We start from the raw sequence: 16,066 nt of genomic DNA, 5'->3' as shown, positions 1-16,066 counted from the left end.
AGCGTAGGGAAGGGCGGATCGATGCGGGATGCAGAACAATGACGGCGCCGAAGGAACTCAGGGTCTCGAAGGACAGAAAACTGCTGTCCGTCACCTTTCCCGATCATCGGCCGTTCGAACTGCCGGCCGAACTGCTGCGCGTCGCTTCACCCTCGGCCGAGGTGCAGGGCCATTCGCCGGACCAGCGGGTGACGGTTCCCGGCAAGCGTAACGTTGCTATCCTGAAGATCGAGCCGGTCGGCAACTACGCCGTGCGCATCACCTTCGACGATTTTCACGACACCGGCATCTTCACCTGGAATTACCTGCACACGCTTGGCCACGAAAAGGACGCGCGCTGGAATGCCTATCTCGCCGAGCTCCAGGAGAAGGGACTGAGCCGCGACCGCTAGTTCGGCACTGTCGGCAAAACGTCATTGACTGGGGGTAACGCTGGCAACAGTTCGGAGACGGGAAAATGTCTGACATCACCACGGTCGAACAGCTCGAAGCCCTCTACGGCCTGCCCGGCGAAGCGTCGACGGTCAAGGAACTCGACCACGTCATTCCCGAATATGCCGCCTTCATCGAAGCCTCGCCTTTTGTCGCTTTGGCGACGAGCGGGCCGGAAGGGCTGGACTGCTCGCCGCGCGGCGATCTCGCCGGCTTTGTGCGCATGCATGACCCGAGAACGCTGATGATGCCGGACCGACGCGGCAACAACCGCGCCGATTCGCTTAAGAACATCATCCGCGATCCGCGCGTCGGACTGCTGTTTCTTGTGCCGGGTTCGGGCACGACGCTGCGCGTCAACGGCCGCGCCCGCATCACCACCGACGCCGCGCTTTGCGCCTCCTTCGCCGTCGAAGGCAAGCCGGCGCGCTCGGTCACCGTGGTCGATGTCGATTCGGTCTATTTCCAGTGCGCCCGCGCGATCGTCCGTTCGGAGCTGTGGAATCCGGCAAAGCACGTCGACCCGAAATCGCTGCCGACACCCGGAACAATCCTGGAAGTCACCAGCCGCAAGAACATCGATGCCGGTACTTACGACAAGGAATGGCCGGAGCGGGCGAAGAAGACGATGTGGTGAGGTGGGAGGCGCGTGGATCGAACGGCTCAGGTATCCTTCAGCACGTCATAGATCTTGCGCATCTGTTCGCCGATCATATCGCACTGTTCCGCTGTCGACTGGCTCATCGCCTTTTCGATCAGCGCCATATGCACCTTCAGCGCCTTCATCAAAAGCTCCGTGCCGGCCTCGGTAAGCGTCAGCCGCAGCACGCGCTTGTCCTTCTCATCGCCTTCGCGGCGCAGCAGGCCGCGCGCCTCGAGCTGCGGCAACAGCATGGTGATGTTGGAGCGGCCGACCAGCAGTTTGCGGGCGAGATCGTGCTGCGACATGCCGGGATGGCGATAGAGGTTCATCAGCACGTCGAGCTGCGCCGGCTTGAGATCCAGCGGCGCCAGCTTTACCGCCAGCGCACGCTCCAGCACATGGCAGGCGCGCGCCACCGCGACCCAGTTGCGAAAGCGCGGGTTGTCCCAGGGCAGCTCTTGTTTAATGTTCATGTTTGAACTATTATGTTCATGCTTGAACGGAATGGATGGATCGCCACTATGGCATCATTTGGACTGAAGGTCATCCGGGGCGTGTTCGGCGCGGCCGAGCTTGTGGCGCCGCGTCTGAGCGGGCGCGCGGCCTTCGAACTGTTCTGCCGCACGCCGAGCGTGAAGGCGCTCAGCGACGGCGAGCGGCGTGCGGTCGACCGCGCCGCCGGCTTCATGGCCGAGGCGCGCCATCATCGGCTGACGACCAAGGCCGGCTGCGTCATGGTGCACGAATTCCGGCCCGAGCCGGGCAGGGCGTCCGCCGGCACGGTGCTGGTGGTCCATGGCTGGCGTTCGCGCACGGAATATATGCGGGCGCTGATCGAAGGCTTTCGCGATGCGGGCTACCGGGTCGCCTCGCTCGACCTGCCGGGCCATGGCCAGTCGCTGGGCCGTCATCTCAATATGGTCAATGCGGTCGAGGCGGTCAGGGTCGCCGGCGAATGGTTCGGTCCGTTCAAGGCGATCGTCGGCCATTCCTTCGGTGGCGCCGTCGCCGCCAATGCCATTGCCGGTTCGATCAAGGGTATCCAGCCCGTCGCGGCCGAGCGGCTGGTGCTGGTCGCCGCGCCAAGTTCCCTGCCGGCGATCTTCGCCGACTTCAGCCGCATGCTCAATGTCGGTCCGCGTTCGCAGGTTTCCATGGCCGATCAGGTGAAAAGGCTGTCGGGCCGGCCGCTGCATGAATTCACCGGCGACCGCCAGTTGGCTGAGGCGCCGGTGCCGACGCTGGTCATCCACGCGCCGGACGACCGCGAAGTCCCCGCCGATCATGCCACACGTTATGCCGGCGCCGGCAGCCATGTGCGGCTGCACTGGGCCGATGGGCTCGGCCACCGTCGCATTCTCGCCGACAAAGGTGTTGTCGAACGCGCTGTGACTTTTGTCAAAAACGAGCGCGAGCTGATACTGCATTGATTCCAATGGGTGTATTGTCGACTCCGACAACGCCGGAGCGGTGAGCTAACCGTTCTTCTTGCCGCCCGGCTCGACGGGCAATCCGGCCGCCTTCCAGGCGGTATAGCCGCCAAGGATGTGCTTGACCGGCGACAGCCCCATATCCTGCGCCGTCTTGGTGGCCAGCGCCGAGCGCCAGCCGCCGGCGCAGAAGAAGACGAAGCTTTTGCCCGAGGCAAAGAACGGCTTGTGGTAAGGGCTTTCGGGATCGATCCAGAATTCCAGCATGCCGCGAGTGACATGTTTGGCGCCGGGGATCTGGCCGTCCCGCTCGATCTCGCGTGGATCGCGCAGGTCGACGAAGATGGTGTCCTCGTCGTCGAGCAGCCCGGCCGCTTCCTCGGGCGAGACCACCTCGATCTCGGCATTGGCCTCGTCGAGCAACTCGCGATACCCTTTTTTCACGGATGATCCCTCCCGGCGCATTTCGCCGCCGACTGGATTTCCAGCACAAGCTCCGCGCTTTGTCACGCTGTTCCGACCAGCCCCTGCCACGCCGCCATCGCTCCGGCCACTGTGGCCATCAGCGCTTCGCACGAGGCGCCGTCGCGGGCCTGGATCGACATGCCGTGCTGGACCGTCGCATAGAAGGTCGCCGCCGCGTTGCTGTCGAAGCCCGCCGGCAATTCGCCTTCCGCCACACCGCGTTCCAGCCGTCTCAGCAAGAGGGTGTGGTTTTCGGCGCGGCGGCGGCGCAAATCATCGCAGATCGCGCCGCTGCTGGAATCCTGGTGCAGTGCGCCCAGCGCGATGAGACAGCCCTGCGGGCGGTCGTCCTGAGAGTACGCTTTTGCCGTCTGGCGCAGGAAATTCTCGATCGCCTGGCATGCCGTCGGCGCTTCGTCCAGCGCGCTCCAGATCTCGGTGCCTTCGTTGCGGGTGTAATACTCGGTCGCTTCCAGAAACAGCGCCTCCTTGCTGCCGAAGGCGGCATAGAGGCTGGGCGAGCTGATCCCCATCGCCGCGGTCAGGTCGGCGATCGAGGTGCCCTCATAGCCTTTGGCCCAGAACAGCTCCATCGCCTGCCGCAAGGCGGCGGTTCGATCGAAGGTGCGGGGACGGCCTCTTTCCGGCATGACGATCTTTTCTGTGTTGATCGATACATAATTCACTTGACGTCGCCAGGCAAGGTTGCCAGATATTTATATATCGATCGTTACATAAACGGAGAAATGACATGTCAACGAACGGATTGAACGGCAAGGCAGCACTCGTCACCGGCGGCAGCCGCGGCATAGGTGCTGCGATAGCAAAACGGCTAGCGGCCGATGGCGCCGACGTCGCTATCACCTATGTCAACAGTGCGGCGCCGGCCCAAGCTGTCGTCGCCGAGATTATAGCGGCAGGTGGTCGCGCGATCTCCATCCAAGCCGACAATCGCGACGCTGCCGCCATCGAAAATTCGGTCGCCGAGGCGGTGAATGCCTTCGGCCGGCTCGACATCCTGGTCAACAGCGCCGGCATCTGGCGCGCGGCGCCCATCGAACAGATGTCGCTGGCCAACTTTGACGAGACCATTGAGGTCAATCTGAGAGCGCCGTTCGTGGCCTCGAAGGCGGCAGCGGCTCACATGGGCGAGGGCGGCCGCATCATTTCGATCGGCAGCAATCTGGCCGAGCGCGTCACCGACACCAGCCTCAGCGCCTATTCGACCAGCAAGGCTGCGCTGGTCGGCCTGACCAAGGCGCTGGCGCGAGACCTCGGTCCGCGCGGCATCACCGCCAACGTCGTTCATCCCGGTTCGACCGACACCGACATGAACCCGGCCGAAGGCCCGCATGCCGAACACCAGCGGCGGAAGATGGCGACGCCCCGCTTCGGCAAGGCTGACGAGATCGCCGGCATGGTTGCCTGGCTCGCCGGTCCGGAAGGGCGCTTCGTCACCGGCGCCGCGCTCACCATCGACGGTGGCGCCAACGCCTGAAGCAGCGGCCGCTTTGACCGGTCTGGAGCGGCAACGCCGCTCCAGACGTCACGATGTTGTGAAACCGTTCTGCAACAGGCCTGCGGAAATTTATGGAAGCTTAACGAAATCGGTATGAATCGGTATAGTAGCGCCTTACATCCGCCATGCGGTTGGCAAGATCGTCTAGCGGCGCGGAACGGGAGCCGGCTTGCAGCCGGAGCGGGTGATTAATGAAATTCCTCGGAAATAAAGCCACCGTGATGCCGCTTGCAGTGGCGGCAGCACTGGCCTTCGGTGTGCCGCAGGCAAGCGCGCAAGGCCTGTTCGACATGCTGTTCGGCGGTGGCGTCAAGCACAGGCCGCAAGGCGAATTCCCGCCGCCGCCGAAGCGCAAGCCGAAGCCCGCCGTATCGGGCGGTGGCGGCACCAGGATCAGCAGCCCGTCCTACTACACCTACAAGGCCGACCGGCTGGTGCGCGTCGACTTTACCGCATTGGTGGCAGCACCTCCCCAGGTGGCAACAGCTGAAGACGCCGCCTTTGTTCCGTCGGCGACCAGCACCGCCTTCCGCGAAGCCGTTGCAGGCCTCAGCGACTATGAACTCTATGCCGAGCCCGATATCGCCAAGGCACTGATTGCCTATTACTCTGCCAATCCTGATTTCATCTGGGTGAACGAGGGCAATCCCAATGCCCGCGCCCAGGATGCGGTGCGGGTGCTTGGCGAAGCCGCAAGCTATGGTCTCACGTCGGCCGACTACACGGTCGAGGTGCCGGCAGCCAACGCATCGGCAGTCGATGCCGACGCCCATCTGAAGGAACTCGTCCGCTTCGAGATGGCGCTGTCGGCGCGCGTACTGCGCTATGCCCGTGACGCCCAGAGCGGGCGCGTCGATCCCAATCGCATCACCGGCTACTATGAATTTCCGCCGAAGCCGGTCGACATGGAAGGCGCGCTCAAGACGCTGGCCCACACCCAGGAAGTGCGCACCTACCTCGAATCGCGGCACCCGCAGAACGCGGAATATCAGGCGCTGCGCGTCGAACTTGAATCGCTGCAGGCGAGCGCCGAAAACGAAATCGTCGTCGATCCCAAGCTGTTGCTGAAGCCCGGCGAGACCAGCGCCGAACTGCCGAAGCTGCTGACGCTGATCGCGCGCAATCTCGACGACGAGATGGGCGGCGCCTATGGCGAGATCCTGTCTCGTCTCGGCACCAGCGATGTCTATGTTCCCGAACTGGTTCCGATCATCAAGGCCGTGCAGGTGAAGGCCGGCATGAAGGGCGATGGGGTCATCGGCCCGCGCACCGTCGCCTCGCTCGCCGGCACGTCCAAGGCCGACAGGCTGCAGAAGGTGCAGGTCGCGCTGGAAGAATTGCGCTGGATGCCGTCCGATCTCGGCAGCCCGCGGGTGTTCATCAACCAGCCCGCCTTCACCGCCAGCTATATCGACAATGGCGAGGAGAAGCTGAAGACCCGCGTCGTCATCGGCCGGACCACCAACCAGACCGCCTTCTTCTTCAAGGAGATCAAGCAGGTCGATTTCCATCCCTATTGGGGCGTGCCGCAGTCGATCATCGTCAACGAGATGCTGCCAAGGCTGCGTGGCGATCCGGGCTATCTCGACCGTGCCGGCTACGAGGTGACCGACTCGCGCGGCAGGCGGGTTCCCTCTTCCTCGGTCAATTGGGGCGCCTACGGCGCCAACATTCCCTACAGCGTGCGCCAGCAGCCGAGCGAAGCCAATGCGCTGGGCGAACTGAAGATCCTGTTCCCCAACAAGCACGCCATCTACATGCACGACACGCCGCAAAAATCCTTCTTCCAGCGCGATATGCGGGCGCTCAGCCATGGCTGTATTCGCCTTCAGGATCCACGTGGGATGGCGGCGGCGGTGCTCGGCGTCTCGGTCGACGACATCGCCGAAAAGCTCAAGCACGGCCATGCCAGCGAAGACGTGACACGCACGATTCCCGTCTATGTCTCCTACTTCACTGCCTGGCCGGACCTGTCCGGCAAAGTCGAATATTTCAACGATGTCTACGACCGCGACACGCGGCTGATGCAGGCGCTGGAAGCGACTGAAGCGGTGCGCTCGCCGACGAGCTGAAACCAGCGGAGTTCCTCGTTCAACGAACGAGGAACTCACTTTGTCTCTCTGGTTTTATTAGATTTTTGGCCGATGGACGGTCGCCCGTTTCCTGCGATCAGCGCTGGATGAGCGGACGCCGGAAGCCGGCGTCGCGGCCCGCGATCAGCCAATAGACCAGACCGGCTACGAGGCCGGCGGCGGCGATGATGCCGATATCGGCCCAGCGTCCGGCATCCTCTTCCGCGGCCGGCCAGACCAGGAAAAAGCCGGCTGCAGCGGCAGCGGCGCCAAACAGCATGTGCACCAGGAAATTGCGCAGGGCAAAGAATTCGGCGAGCAGCGCGAAGATCAGCGTCTGCAGGCCGGTCAGCACGATCGTCAAGAAATAGACGACCATGCCGAGCGGCGGCCACAGCAGCACGACAATGGGCGAAAATTGCATGGCGCCGAAATAGTCCGGCGCGTTGGGCAATACGGCGAGTGCGCAATATATCGCCACGACCGCGAACAATCCGATCAGCACCGAAACGAAATAGCCGGCAAGCATCATCAGGATGCGCTTCAAAACATGCTTAACCATGGCCATGCACCCCCGTGCCCTGCAACTGTTACGCGCACTCAGCCATCAAAGGCGGATCGGCGCAAGAGTGCATCCAGCAGTGCTTTGCGGCAAATCTTCAGGCGCCGCCGCATAGATGTTGCGAATCCGGCAAAATCCATGTGCCTTTTATCGTGAGGTCGACGCCGTAATAGACCCGCCCGCGCTCGTCGCCCTGCGGACAATCCCTCGGGATCGATATCAGGCACATGACGACAGGATCGCCGGCTTTCGAACTGGCAAGGCCAGGCTCCCGCTCGTAGGAAACCCCGGCGCCGCCATTGCTGAACCGCGTCACACTGCCGGCTTCAGGACTGGCCGTTTCCAGCGGGTCGTCGCCAAGCCGCGTAGTCAGCGCCGTGATGTGGGTGAAGGCGCATTGCCCGATCGACGAGGGCAGGGGCTGGTCGGGGCTGCCTGGATGGCGGGCTGCGGTGTCGAGCGCCTTCTTGCCGATCAGGGCGATGTTGTAATCCTGCACCCAGGACGGCGCATTGCCGTAGGTCTGCAGCGCATTGTTCTGGGCGCTGACGATGCAGGCGGCATCCTGCCCGCAGGCGTTCCTGTCAGTGATGAGCGCACGGGCGATCTTGCGCTTGTCGCGGCCAAAGGCTGGCTCGAAACCCGTAAAGGCCTTGGCGACCAAGGCATCAATTGCCGACAGTTGCGGGTCGGCACAGATCGCCTTTTCCACCGGCAGGCTGGCTTTGCGGCAGTCGAAGGATGGCCCGTCGGCACGCGCTGGACCAAGGCAGACCGCCGCGCCAGCCAGTGCAACGACAAGCGCAAGCGAGTTGGCAATTCGATTGGAAGAAAGCATGGTCGCCCCGTTGTCCGACAACTGCCACCATCGTAGGCAAAAAACGCGGCGGACGGAATTGCCGAAGCGGTGCGGTATCAGCGCTATTTCGGTTCGGCTGTTACGGGATCGAAGGTGATTTCGACTTTCGCCTTGTCGGCGGTGTAATAGGTGACGGTGTACCCGTCCTTGTCCCAGTCGACCTCCTTCACATAGCGAAAGCCGTCGCGCTGCTCGACCTTGGCGATGATTGCCGACAGTTTCTGGGCATTCGTCGGCGGCAGTGGGCTGTCATCCGCGGCAAAGGCCGTCGAGCCGGCCAGAAGAACGACGACGCCGGTCGCCAGAACAAGATTTCGCATGATTACCCTCATTTCACGTTGGTATGAACCGCACCGGAAACTCGCAGGCAGCACAGTTTGTTCCGAGTGCTGACGTCGCGCAGGTTCCGTGAAGCCCTGGATCGCCGCGCTCAGAGCTACGGCACGCCAATATTTGCGCCAACCGCCGGCCAACCATGAGTGCTGCCACGGCCCGCGCTGGACAACCCGATGGTGGTAGAGCTTTGCCCAAGACCCTGCTAGACTTCTGGTCCTGGCGGGGTGGCATGGCGCGCCAACCCCGCCGGAATCTTCATCTCTCAGCGCGCGGCGAAGTGTTTCAGGAACGGGTCGTCGCCTGTGCTGGACCAGAACCAGAAGGGAGCGGGGGCTCGAACATGGCTGTACGGAACTACACCCGTCAGCTGGCGACAATCATTTCTATCGATGCCGTCGGGTTCTCCCGGCTGATGGGCATCGACGACGAGTCTGCTGTCGCGGCATTCGAGGAACGGCGCGACATCATCGCCGACAGCTGTGGCACATTTGGCGGCCGCACGTTCGGCGACGCCGGCGACAGCATCATGGCCGAGTTCGGCAATCCGATCGAGGCGTTGCGCGCGGCCTTTGATTTCCAGGGCCGCATCGTCGCCCTCAACGCCGAGGTTGCCGACGATATGCGCATGCCGTTTCGCGCCGGCATCAACACCGGCGACGTCATCGTGCGTGGTGGCCGCCTCTACGGCGACGACGTCAACATCGCCGCGAGAATCCAGGAATTCGCGCCGGGCGACGGTCTCGCCGTTTCGGAGACGACCTGGCACCATGTGAAGGACAAGACGGCGGCCGAATTCACCGATCTCGGCGAATTCAGGCTGAAGAACATCGCCTTGCCGGTGCGCGTTCTGATCGCCGGCCGCAGCGGCAACGGATCCTCGCCGGCGGCGTCGTTCGCGGCCATTCCCCAGGCCAATGCGCAGCAGAAGCTGTCGTCCAAGGGGCCGCCGGCGATCGCCGTCCTGCCCTTCCACGCCGATGGCGGCGAGCATGACATCGGCTACATGGCCGACGGCATCGCCGAGGACATCATCTATGGTCTATCCAACACCAGATGGCTCTCGGTCATCGCCAAGGGCTCCAGCTTCCAGTTCCGCGACGACACGCTGGGCACCCGGGTGATCGGCAACGCGCTCGGCGCGCGCTACATCGTCAGCGGCACGCTGATGCGCAATGGTGGCCAGATCCGCCTCAACACCTCGCTGGCCGACGCGTCCAACGGGCGGCTGGTGTGGTCGCAGCGCTTCGATCGCGATCTGGTCGACATCTTCAACCTGCGCGACCAGATCGGCGCTGAGATTGTTTCGATCCTCGACAAGGAGGTCGACCGGGCGGAACAGGCACGCACCTTCCAGGTTCCCTGGGAAAGCCTGGAGACCTGGCAACTGGTGCGACGCGGCCGCTGGCACATGAACCGGCGCACCCGTGGCGACACCGAAACCGCACTCGAGTTCTTCCAGAAGGCGTACCGCGAGGACGCCAACTCGAGCGCCGTGCTCAATGAACTGGCGTGGTGGTATTTCTGGCGGGCATGGCTGCGTTTCGGCGACAGCGACGATTTGAACAAGGTCGAGCAGTTTGCCCGCAAGGCGTTGCTGGTGGACAGCCTGGATGCACGCCCGCACGCCCATCTCGGCGCCGTCGACATCATGCGCGGCGAACCGCGATCGGCCGTCGACCATTTCGAGGAAGCGATCCACATCAATCCGAGCTTTGCCTTCGCGCGCTCGGCCATGGGCAGCGCCCAGCTGCTGCTCGGCAATGCCGCGTCAGCGATACCGTTCTTTCTCGATACCGAGCGATTGAGCCCGTTCGACCTCTACCGCTTCCACAATCTGGGGGAACTGACGGCGGCCTACTGTTTGGTCGAGAACTGGCCGGCGGCGATCGCTGCCGCCGATCGCTCGCTCAACCTGTCTCCCGGCTATTTTTATTCCAGGTTCCTGAAGATCGGCGCGCTGATGCGAAGCGGCCGGCCGGAACAGGCGCGGCGCGAGATGACCATTTTCACCACCCGGCATCCTGATTTTTCAGAACAGCGTGTGCGCTGGATACCTTTCACCGACAAGGCCGCGAACGAGTTCCTCGTCGCCAATTTCCGACTGGCCAAATGAACATGGCGTCAATGCTGGCTGGAACATGGACCAACTGTGAAAAGATTCACATACGTGCAACCGATGCAAACCTAGGCGTTGAACGGCCGGCATCGCAATAACGTGGATAGCCGGGGGGCTTGAACGCGCATGACCGAACTGAAGTATTTCGACGCTATTCGCGCGGCCCAGAAAAACCAGCGCCCGCTGTCGGAAATGCCGCCCTTCGATCTCGGCCGGATCCGGAAGACAGGGCTGATTGCGCGCATCGTCGGGTCTCTGGCCGAAGACCCCCGCTGGGCGCTTTCCTTGTTGCGGCGTTTCCGGCCGACCGGCAAGCTCTTCGGTGTTCTCGTGGTCACCAAGAACGCCGATGTCCGCGACATATTGGAGCGCGGCGACGAATTCCAGACCCCATACGGCCCGGAAATGACCGAGCTTGCCCGGGGATCCAACTTCATCCTCGGCATGCAGGACGGCGCCGACTACCGGCGCATGAAATCGTCGGTGCTGAGTGCATTCCCGCCGGCCGAGGTCGAAGCCGCCGTCAGGCCGATCGCGGCGCGTCATTCGCAAGAGATCATGACGCGCGCCAGCCCCGGCTTCGATGCGATCTCCAGGTTGATGAAGATCGTCCCGGTGCACATCTGCCGCGATTATTTCGGCGTCGAGATGGACGATGAATCCGAATTCGCCGACTGGGCGATCGCGCTGAGTGCGCTGTTCTTTTCGGACCCGACGGCGAGCCCCGTCATGCGCGAACTCGCAGTGGTGGCGGGCGACCGTCTTCTCAAAGTCATCGATCGCTCCATCCAGTCGGCTAGGGACCGGGGCTTGAAGGCCGAGCAACCGCTGGCGAGGCTGGTTGTCCAGATGGATCAGGGCCGCCTGTCGCGGGATGACCTCAATTCGATCATGCTGGGCATGATCGCCGGCTTCGTCCCGACCAATGTGCTGGCCGCCGGCAATTGCCTCGACGTGATCCTGTCGCGGCCCGACGCACGGCAGGCTATCGATGCCGCATTGGCCGAAAACGATACCGCCAAGCTCGACAGGGCCGTCCTTGAAGCCATGCGCTTCAAGCCGATCTGGGTCGGCCCCTGGCGCTACACGGCCCGCGACGCGATCATCGGCAAGGGCACGCGCCGCGAGCGCCTGGTGAAAGCCGGCACGGTGGTGATGCCGGCGACGCTGTCGGCGATGTTCGATGCGGACGCCGTGCAGAACCCGGACCAGTTCGACACATCGCGCCCGCATCGCGACTACATGGTGTTCGGCCACGGCATTCATCAGTGCATCGGCGCCGAGATCGCCAGGATCCAGATCGGCGAAAGCCTGCGCGCCCTGTTCCAGAAGCAGGGCGTGCGCCGCATGCCCGGCAAGGCCGGGCGGATGACCCGCATCGGCGCCTATCCCGAAACCCTCAAGGTCGATTTCGAACGGGCAGAACTCTGCCGCACCGTAACGCAGTCCATGGTGACGGTGGTCTGCCCGGTCACCCGATCCGCGTCGCTGGATGCTGTCCGCGACAAGGTTGCCAGCCTCGGCAACCCGGCCGTCGAAGATATCCGCACCGCGCTCGACATTGCCGGCACCGTCCACTTCACCAGCCTGACCGTGGTCGGCACCGGCGAGATCGGCGCTGATTCCGGTCGGGAAAAAGGAGCTCTGGTTCTCGAGATTTCCGGTGACGGCAGCATCGACGATGTCATCGATGCGGTCACGCACGCCATCGGGCACCGGCTGCGGCCGATCTTCAAGGATGTCTGCGATCTGCGCGATGGCGGCGCATTGAACGATTTCCTGCGCAAGCACAATGTCGACATATCGCCGTCCTTCGGCAGCAATGCCGGACTGGTGTTTTCGGGCACGCCGGGGCACTCGGTCCAGCGTATCAAGGCCGAGCAGCAGCTTTTCGAAGCCGTGCGCGACATCGTCGAGCGGCCACGCAAAGGCGCCGGCAACGCTCCTGCCGTGCTCGCTGAAGTTCGCCAGCGTGTCCAGTCATTAGGGACGTTTGCCTGGGCGTTCGAGCCGGCCGAAAGCCTGCTCGAAAAGCCGCCGGGTCATTGGGGCCGTGCCCTGATGACGACGTTGCTGGTGCCGCCGGTCTTCGTCACGGTGGCGATCATCTGGGCTGCTTGCTGGTACATGACCTACGGTGTGGTGTTCGGCAGATCTATCGACATCAGTTCCCAGGAAATCTCCTTCACCGCCATAGCCGTAGCAATCACCTCACTTCTGTTGTCGGGACTTGGAGTGTTGGTGGCAGCGGCGCTGCTGGCGTTTTCGTGCTTGCTGGCGCTGCGACGCCGCGAGGACAGGGATCGGCCGGAAAGCACATCGATCGGCATATCTGAATTGAACGCGATACTCGTCAAGGAGGGCCACGCGGCACAAAACCATCTGACTGCGATTTCGACGATGAAGGCCGGCATTCTGCGGCGGCTGGCGCTCAGGTTTTCCTTCTACCTGATCTCGATAGCTGCCCAGAAGGTATTCAAGCCAGGCTTCCTCAACACAATCAACACCATCCATTTCGCCCGCTGGATACTGCTGCCCGCCTCCAACCGATTGATGTTCTTCTCCAACTACGGCGGCAGCTGGGAAAGCTATCTTGAGGACTTCATCGCCAAGGCGTCCGCTGGCCTGACCGGCGTGTGGAGCAACACCGTGGGCTATCCACGCACACGATGGCTGTTCCTGGACGGCGCGCGCGACGGCGATCGTTTCAAGCGCTGGGCGCGGCGCCAGCAGGTGCCGACCCTGTTCTGGTACTCCGCCTATCCCCAAATCAACACAGAGCGCATCCGGATCAATTCCCGGGTCAGGCGCGGCATTGCTTCCGCCGTCGGCAACGAGGCGCGCGACTGGCTGAGCTTGTTCGGTTCGCTACGGCGCCCGGCGAGCGAAACAACCACCGTTCAAAAGACCACTTCGCTGCTGGCCAATATCAGCTCTGCCTTTCCGGCGCCTCTCGAACAGCAGCTGGAAACCGGCGAGATCCAGTCCATCTTCTTCGGCCCGCTCGGCCCGCTCGCTTATTCGCATATGCTTGCGATCCGGGTGCCGGACAAGTTGCCGGCGCCCAAGCGCAGAGCCTGGCTCGATTTCGTTGTCGAGCAGACGAGTTTCGGCGAAGGCAGGCCCGCCGGGCGCGCTATGATAGTCGCCTTTGGTCCCGGTGGCCTGCGGCAGTTTGGGCTCGACGAGGGTGTGGAGGGCGATCCACTGGAAACATTTCCGATCGCCTTTCGCCATGGCATGGGCAACCCCGAGCGTGGGCGCATACTGGACGACCGAGGCCGCGACGGCCCGGACGAATGGGAGTGGGGGTCGCCGGAGAACCCTGTGGACCTGGTCATCGTCTGCTATGCTGAAGACCCGGGACGGTTGAAGACCGAGATTGCCACCGTGAGACGAAAGACGACCGGTGCAGGCATGAAGGTCGTCGCCGAACTGCCGCTCGCCGTAAACCGGGGTCCGACCGACACGAAGACGAAATCGTCCGACGGGGCAAAGCGTGACGATCGGTCGGAACGTGGGCCAGCCTACGAGCATTTCGGTTTCGCGGACGGGATTTCGCAGCCGATTGTCCGGGGCACGACCCGCGCCAGCAGGGGCGCCGCGCCCATGCATCTGGTCGCGCCCGGCGAGTTCCTGTTCGGCTATCGTGATGAGCATGGGTTCTATCCAGCCTCGCCCTCGGTAAGCGCATCACGCGATCGGACTGGAATCCTTTCGCAGGTGCGCCGTAGCCGGCTGATTCCGGGCCTGCCGCCACCGCCGCGCGATTTCGGGCGCAACGGTTCATTCCTGGTTATTCGCCAGTTCGAGCAGCACGTCGACGTCTTCAACAACTACTGCAAAAAGGCTGCAGCCTTGGTCGCGAGCCAACTCGGCAACCAAGCCATCACGCAAGACTGGATTGCCGCCAAGATGCTCGGCCGCTGGCAGAACGGTAGCTCGCTGGTGCGCAACCCCGATCATCCGGGACGCGTCATCGACAACAACTTCGCCGCTGGCGCCGAGGATCCGCAAGGCCATCGCTGCCCGCTTGGTGCCCACATTCGCCGTTCCAACCCACGCGACTCGCTGGGTGAGGACCGCGATACGCAGATCAATATCGGCAAGCGCCATCGTATCCTGCGGGTCGGCCGTACCTATGAGAAGCAGGACGGCAAGAATGGCAAGGTCGAAAAAGGGCTGCTGTTCATGTGCCTCAACGCCGACATAGAGCGCCAGTACGAATTCATTCAGCAGACCTGGGTTTCGTCGGCCACGTTCCAGGGCCTCGTCGCTGAAAAGGACCCGACGATTGGTTCGCGCAGCGGTGATGGCAGGTTCACCATTCCGTCATGGGAAAAGGTCACGATGCTCCGTGACATGCCGCAATTCGTCACCACCAAGGGTGGTGGATACTTCTTCATGCCCAGCCGCTCGGCGCTGCGCTACCTGATTTCGCGGCTCTGAGTCTTAGCCGGGGCTATTCGGGATCGGCGTCAGTCGTCGTCCTGCGATTCGGCGATATGGCGCAGCGCCCCGGTGTCGGTGATGCGCAGGCCGCCGCGTTTGATGGCAATGAACGAGCGGTTGCGCCAGTCGTTGAGCGTCTTGTTGACGGACTCGCGCGTGGCGCCGAGGAACTCTCCGAGTTCCGATTGCGAGATCGGGATCCAGCCGGCGCTGTCGGCCATCACCTTGGCCAGGAAGACTAGGCGTTTGGCGAGCCTCGCCTCGATGCCGAAGAAGGCCTGGTCGCCGAGTTCGCCGCTGACCCAGCGCAGCCGGGCGCACAGAAGTTCGATCATCGCGCGTGCCAGCGGTGGATTTCTCTCAATGCGATCAAAGAGTTGTGTCCTGCTGAGCGAAACCAGCTCGCAAGCGGTCAGGCAGATGGCGGTGGCGGTGCGTGGCCGCCCGTCAAGCGCGCCGATCTCGCCGACGAGGCTGCGCGACAGCTCGATATTGGCCACCAGCTTCTGCCCGCCAGGCGAATAGATCGAGATTTCCACCGTGCCGCTCATCACCCCGTAGATCCGGTCGGCGGCATCTTCCTGGACGAACAGATGCTGGCCGGCGGCGTAGCGCTCGACCTTGCAGCCGCTGAACAGGATATCGAACAGCTTTGGATCGATGCGTGCCAGGCGCGGCAGATCGTTTCTGTCGTTTGGGCCGCCAAAAGCCATGTTCCAAATTCCCAATTGCCGCAATCGGCGAAGTTTAAGGGCCGAAGTCTAAGGCAAGAGTGCACCGCGTCAAAGGCCGGCGTTCATCCCTTGCGATTACGCCTTGTAAAGGCTTGGCGCAGTGGTCGCGCCCAGTGCCTGGCTCGTGCCGGGCGGAAAGCCGCCTGCACGCGCGGCGAGAGGAGCCGCGCGTGCAGGCGCCAACTGATAAAAATGGATAGGTGATAAAATTTCTGTAAAACCGAGCGGCCGCAATGGCCCTTCCACCCGTTGCGATAGGTGGGCGCAAACAGCGTGAGCGTCTGTGACGGAGATCACATACGGCATCGCTGAAATAATGCGAGCGTCATACATCGCGCGAGCGACTGCGGCAAAGACATGCCGACGTTGCACTCCGGTCATCTTCGACGCGAGTTGATTTGTTTCCTTGCCTGCCAATCAGAAATGCACCAGTCTAAAATGGGGCA

General features: G+C 62.9%; 15 protein-coding genes. 7 read left to right on the top strand and 8 right to left on the bottom strand.

What is annotated here, in order from left to right:
• Positions 1 to 38 precede the first annotated feature (38 nt).
• Entirely contained in the window at positions 39 to 392 is a 354-nt protein-coding gene (locus tag NLY43_RS01095) for a gamma-butyrobetaine hydroxylase family protein (protein ID WP_023668999.1), read from the top strand.
• A gap of 65 nt (positions 393 to 457) precedes the next feature.
• Positions 458 to 1,069 (top strand): pyridoxamine 5'-phosphate oxidase family protein, encoded by a 612-nt coding sequence (locus tag NLY43_RS01090; RefSeq protein WP_023682499.1) that lies wholly within the window; start codon positions 458 to 460, stop codon positions 1,067 to 1,069.
• Positions 1,070 to 1,095: 26 nt separating this feature from the next.
• Here the strand turns inward: NLY43_RS01090 and NLY43_RS01085 are convergent, their stop codons facing one another.
• The gene (locus tag NLY43_RS01085; protein ID WP_023668997.1) at positions 1,096 to 1,548 is read right to left on the bottom strand and encodes a MarR family winged helix-turn-helix transcriptional regulator; all 453 of its coding nucleotides are present in this window, start codon (positions 1,546 to 1,548) and stop codon (positions 1,096 to 1,098) included.
• Between the two features lie 48 nt (positions 1,549 to 1,596).
• Here NLY43_RS01085 and NLY43_RS01080 point away from each other — a divergent pair, with 48 nt between their 5' ends.
• Positions 1,597 to 2,505 (top strand): alpha/beta hydrolase, encoded by a 909-nt coding sequence (locus NLY43_RS01080; protein ID WP_023710493.1) that lies wholly within the window; start codon positions 1,597 to 1,599, stop codon positions 2,503 to 2,505.
• Positions 2,506 to 2,550: 45 nt separating this feature from the next.
• Here the strand turns inward: NLY43_RS01080 and NLY43_RS01075 are convergent, their stop codons facing one another.
• Both NLY43_RS01075 and NLY43_RS01070 read right to left on the bottom strand, forming a co-directional pair.
• Entirely contained in the window at positions 2,551 to 2,949 is a 399-nt protein-coding gene (locus tag NLY43_RS01075; RefSeq protein WP_023688500.1) for a rhodanese-like domain-containing protein, read from the bottom strand.
• Between the two features lie 62 nt (positions 2,950 to 3,011).
• A complete protein-coding gene (locus NLY43_RS01070; protein WP_023710494.1) occupies positions 3,012 to 3,620 on the bottom strand; it encodes a TetR/AcrR family transcriptional regulator in 609 nt (202 codons plus the stop codon).
• 101 nt (positions 3,621 to 3,721) lie between these two features.
• On the opposite strand from NLY43_RS01070, the gene NLY43_RS01065 reads away from it, so the two are divergent.
• Positions 3,722 to 4,468 (top strand): 3-oxoacyl-ACP reductase family protein, encoded by a 747-nt coding sequence (locus NLY43_RS01065; RefSeq protein WP_023710495.1) that lies wholly within the window; start codon positions 3,722 to 3,724, stop codon positions 4,466 to 4,468.
• A 212-nt stretch (positions 4,469 to 4,680) separates the two neighbouring features.
• Entirely contained in the window at positions 4,681 to 6,561 is a 1,881-nt protein-coding gene (locus tag NLY43_RS01060) for a L,D-transpeptidase family protein (RefSeq protein WP_023688498.1), read from the top strand.
• Between the two features lie 97 nt (positions 6,562 to 6,658).
• On the opposite strand, the gene NLY43_RS01055 is transcribed toward NLY43_RS01060, so the two are convergent.
• The 3 genes from NLY43_RS01055 to NLY43_RS01045 all read right to left on the bottom strand — a co-directional run bounded on the left by NLY43_RS01055 (position 6,659) and on the right by NLY43_RS01045 (position 8,302).
• Positions 6,659 to 7,129 (bottom strand): hypothetical protein, encoded by a 471-nt coding sequence (locus tag NLY43_RS01055; protein WP_023668992.1) that lies wholly within the window; start codon positions 7,127 to 7,129, stop codon positions 6,659 to 6,661.
• 91 nt (positions 7,130 to 7,220) lie between these two features.
• Positions 7,221 to 7,961 (bottom strand): lysozyme inhibitor LprI family protein, encoded by a 741-nt coding sequence (locus tag NLY43_RS01050; RefSeq protein ID WP_023710496.1) that lies wholly within the window; start codon positions 7,959 to 7,961, stop codon positions 7,221 to 7,223.
• An 83-nt stretch (positions 7,962 to 8,044) separates the two neighbouring features.
• Positions 8,045 to 8,302 (bottom strand): PepSY domain-containing protein, encoded by a 258-nt coding sequence (locus NLY43_RS01045; RefSeq protein ID WP_023668990.1) that lies wholly within the window; start codon positions 8,300 to 8,302, stop codon positions 8,045 to 8,047.
• Between the two features lie 356 nt (positions 8,303 to 8,658).
• On the opposite strand from NLY43_RS01045, the gene NLY43_RS01040 reads away from it, so the two are divergent.
• Positions 8,659 to 10,431 carry an adenylate/guanylate cyclase domain-containing protein gene (locus tag NLY43_RS01040; protein WP_023668989.1) on the top strand — a complete coding sequence of 591 codons (1,773 nt, stop codon included), beginning with the start codon at positions 8,659 to 8,661 and terminating at the stop codon, positions 10,429 to 10,431.
• 129 nt (positions 10,432 to 10,560) lie between these two features.
• On the top strand, positions 10,561 to 14,883 hold the full coding sequence (locus tag NLY43_RS01035) for a cytochrome P450 (protein WP_023710497.1): 4,323 nt from the start codon (positions 10,561 to 10,563) through the stop codon (positions 14,881 to 14,883).
• Between the two features lie 29 nt (positions 14,884 to 14,912).
• Here NLY43_RS01035 and NLY43_RS01030 read toward each other — a convergent pair whose 3' ends face one another.
• Positions 14,913 to 15,599, bottom strand: coding sequence for a Crp/Fnr family transcriptional regulator (locus NLY43_RS01030; protein WP_023668987.1), 687 nt, complete (start codon positions 15,597 to 15,599; stop codon positions 14,913 to 14,915).
• A 96-nt stretch (positions 15,600 to 15,695) separates the two neighbouring features.
• Entirely contained in the window at positions 15,696 to 16,037 is a 342-nt protein-coding gene (locus tag NLY43_RS01025) for a hypothetical protein (RefSeq protein ID WP_156936196.1), read from the bottom strand.
• Positions 16,038 to 16,066: the final 29 nt, after the last annotated feature.

Source organism: Mesorhizobium sp. C416B (assembly GCF_030323165.1).
Lineage (GTDB): Bacteria > Pseudomonadota > Alphaproteobacteria > Rhizobiales > Rhizobiaceae > Mesorhizobium.
The sequence above is the reverse complement of the archived record's forward strand: the minus strand, read 5'-3'. Positions and strand labels throughout refer to the sequence as shown.

What these genes read in the sequence shown, in the direction of transcription:
- NLY43_RS01095 (WP_023668999.1), top strand. Translation starts at nt 39, where the DNA reads ATGACGGCGCCGAAGGAACTCAGGGTCTCGAAGGACAGAAAACTGCTG.
- NLY43_RS01090 (WP_023682499.1), top strand. Translation starts at nt 458, where the DNA reads ATGTCTGACATCACCACGGTCGAACAGCTCGAAGCCCTCTACGGCCTG.
- NLY43_RS01085 (WP_023668997.1), bottom strand. Translation starts at nt 1,548, where the DNA reads ATGAACATTAAACAAGAGCTGCCCTGGGACAACCCGCGCTTTCGCAAC.
- NLY43_RS01080 (WP_023710493.1), top strand. Translation starts at nt 1,597, where the DNA reads ATGGCATCATTTGGACTGAAGGTCATCCGGGGCGTGTTCGGCGCGGCC.
- NLY43_RS01070 (WP_023710494.1), bottom strand. Translation starts at nt 3,620, where the DNA reads ATGCCGGAAAGAGGCCGTCCCCGCACCTTCGATCGAACCGCCGCCTTG.
- NLY43_RS01065 (WP_023710495.1), top strand. Translation starts at nt 3,722, where the DNA reads ATGTCAACGAACGGATTGAACGGCAAGGCAGCACTCGTCACCGGCGGC.
- NLY43_RS01060 (WP_023688498.1), top strand. Translation starts at nt 4,681, where the DNA reads ATGAAATTCCTCGGAAATAAAGCCACCGTGATGCCGCTTGCAGTGGCG.
- NLY43_RS01055 (WP_023668992.1), bottom strand. Translation starts at nt 7,129, where the DNA reads ATGGCCATGGTTAAGCATGTTTTGAAGCGCATCCTGATGATGCTTGCC.
- NLY43_RS01050 (WP_023710496.1), bottom strand. Translation starts at nt 7,961, where the DNA reads ATGCTTTCTTCCAATCGAATTGCCAACTCGCTTGCGCTTGTCGTTGCA.
- NLY43_RS01045 (WP_023668990.1), bottom strand. Translation starts at nt 8,302, where the DNA reads ATGCGAAATCTTGTTCTGGCGACCGGCGTCGTCGTTCTTCTGGCCGGC.
- NLY43_RS01040 (WP_023668989.1), top strand. Translation starts at nt 8,659, where the DNA reads ATGGCTGTACGGAACTACACCCGTCAGCTGGCGACAATCATTTCTATC.
- NLY43_RS01035 (WP_023710497.1), top strand. Translation starts at nt 10,561, where the DNA reads ATGACCGAACTGAAGTATTTCGACGCTATTCGCGCGGCCCAGAAAAAC.
- NLY43_RS01030 (WP_023668987.1), bottom strand. Translation starts at nt 15,599, where the DNA reads ATGGCTTTTGGCGGCCCAAACGACAGAAACGATCTGCCGCGCCTGGCA.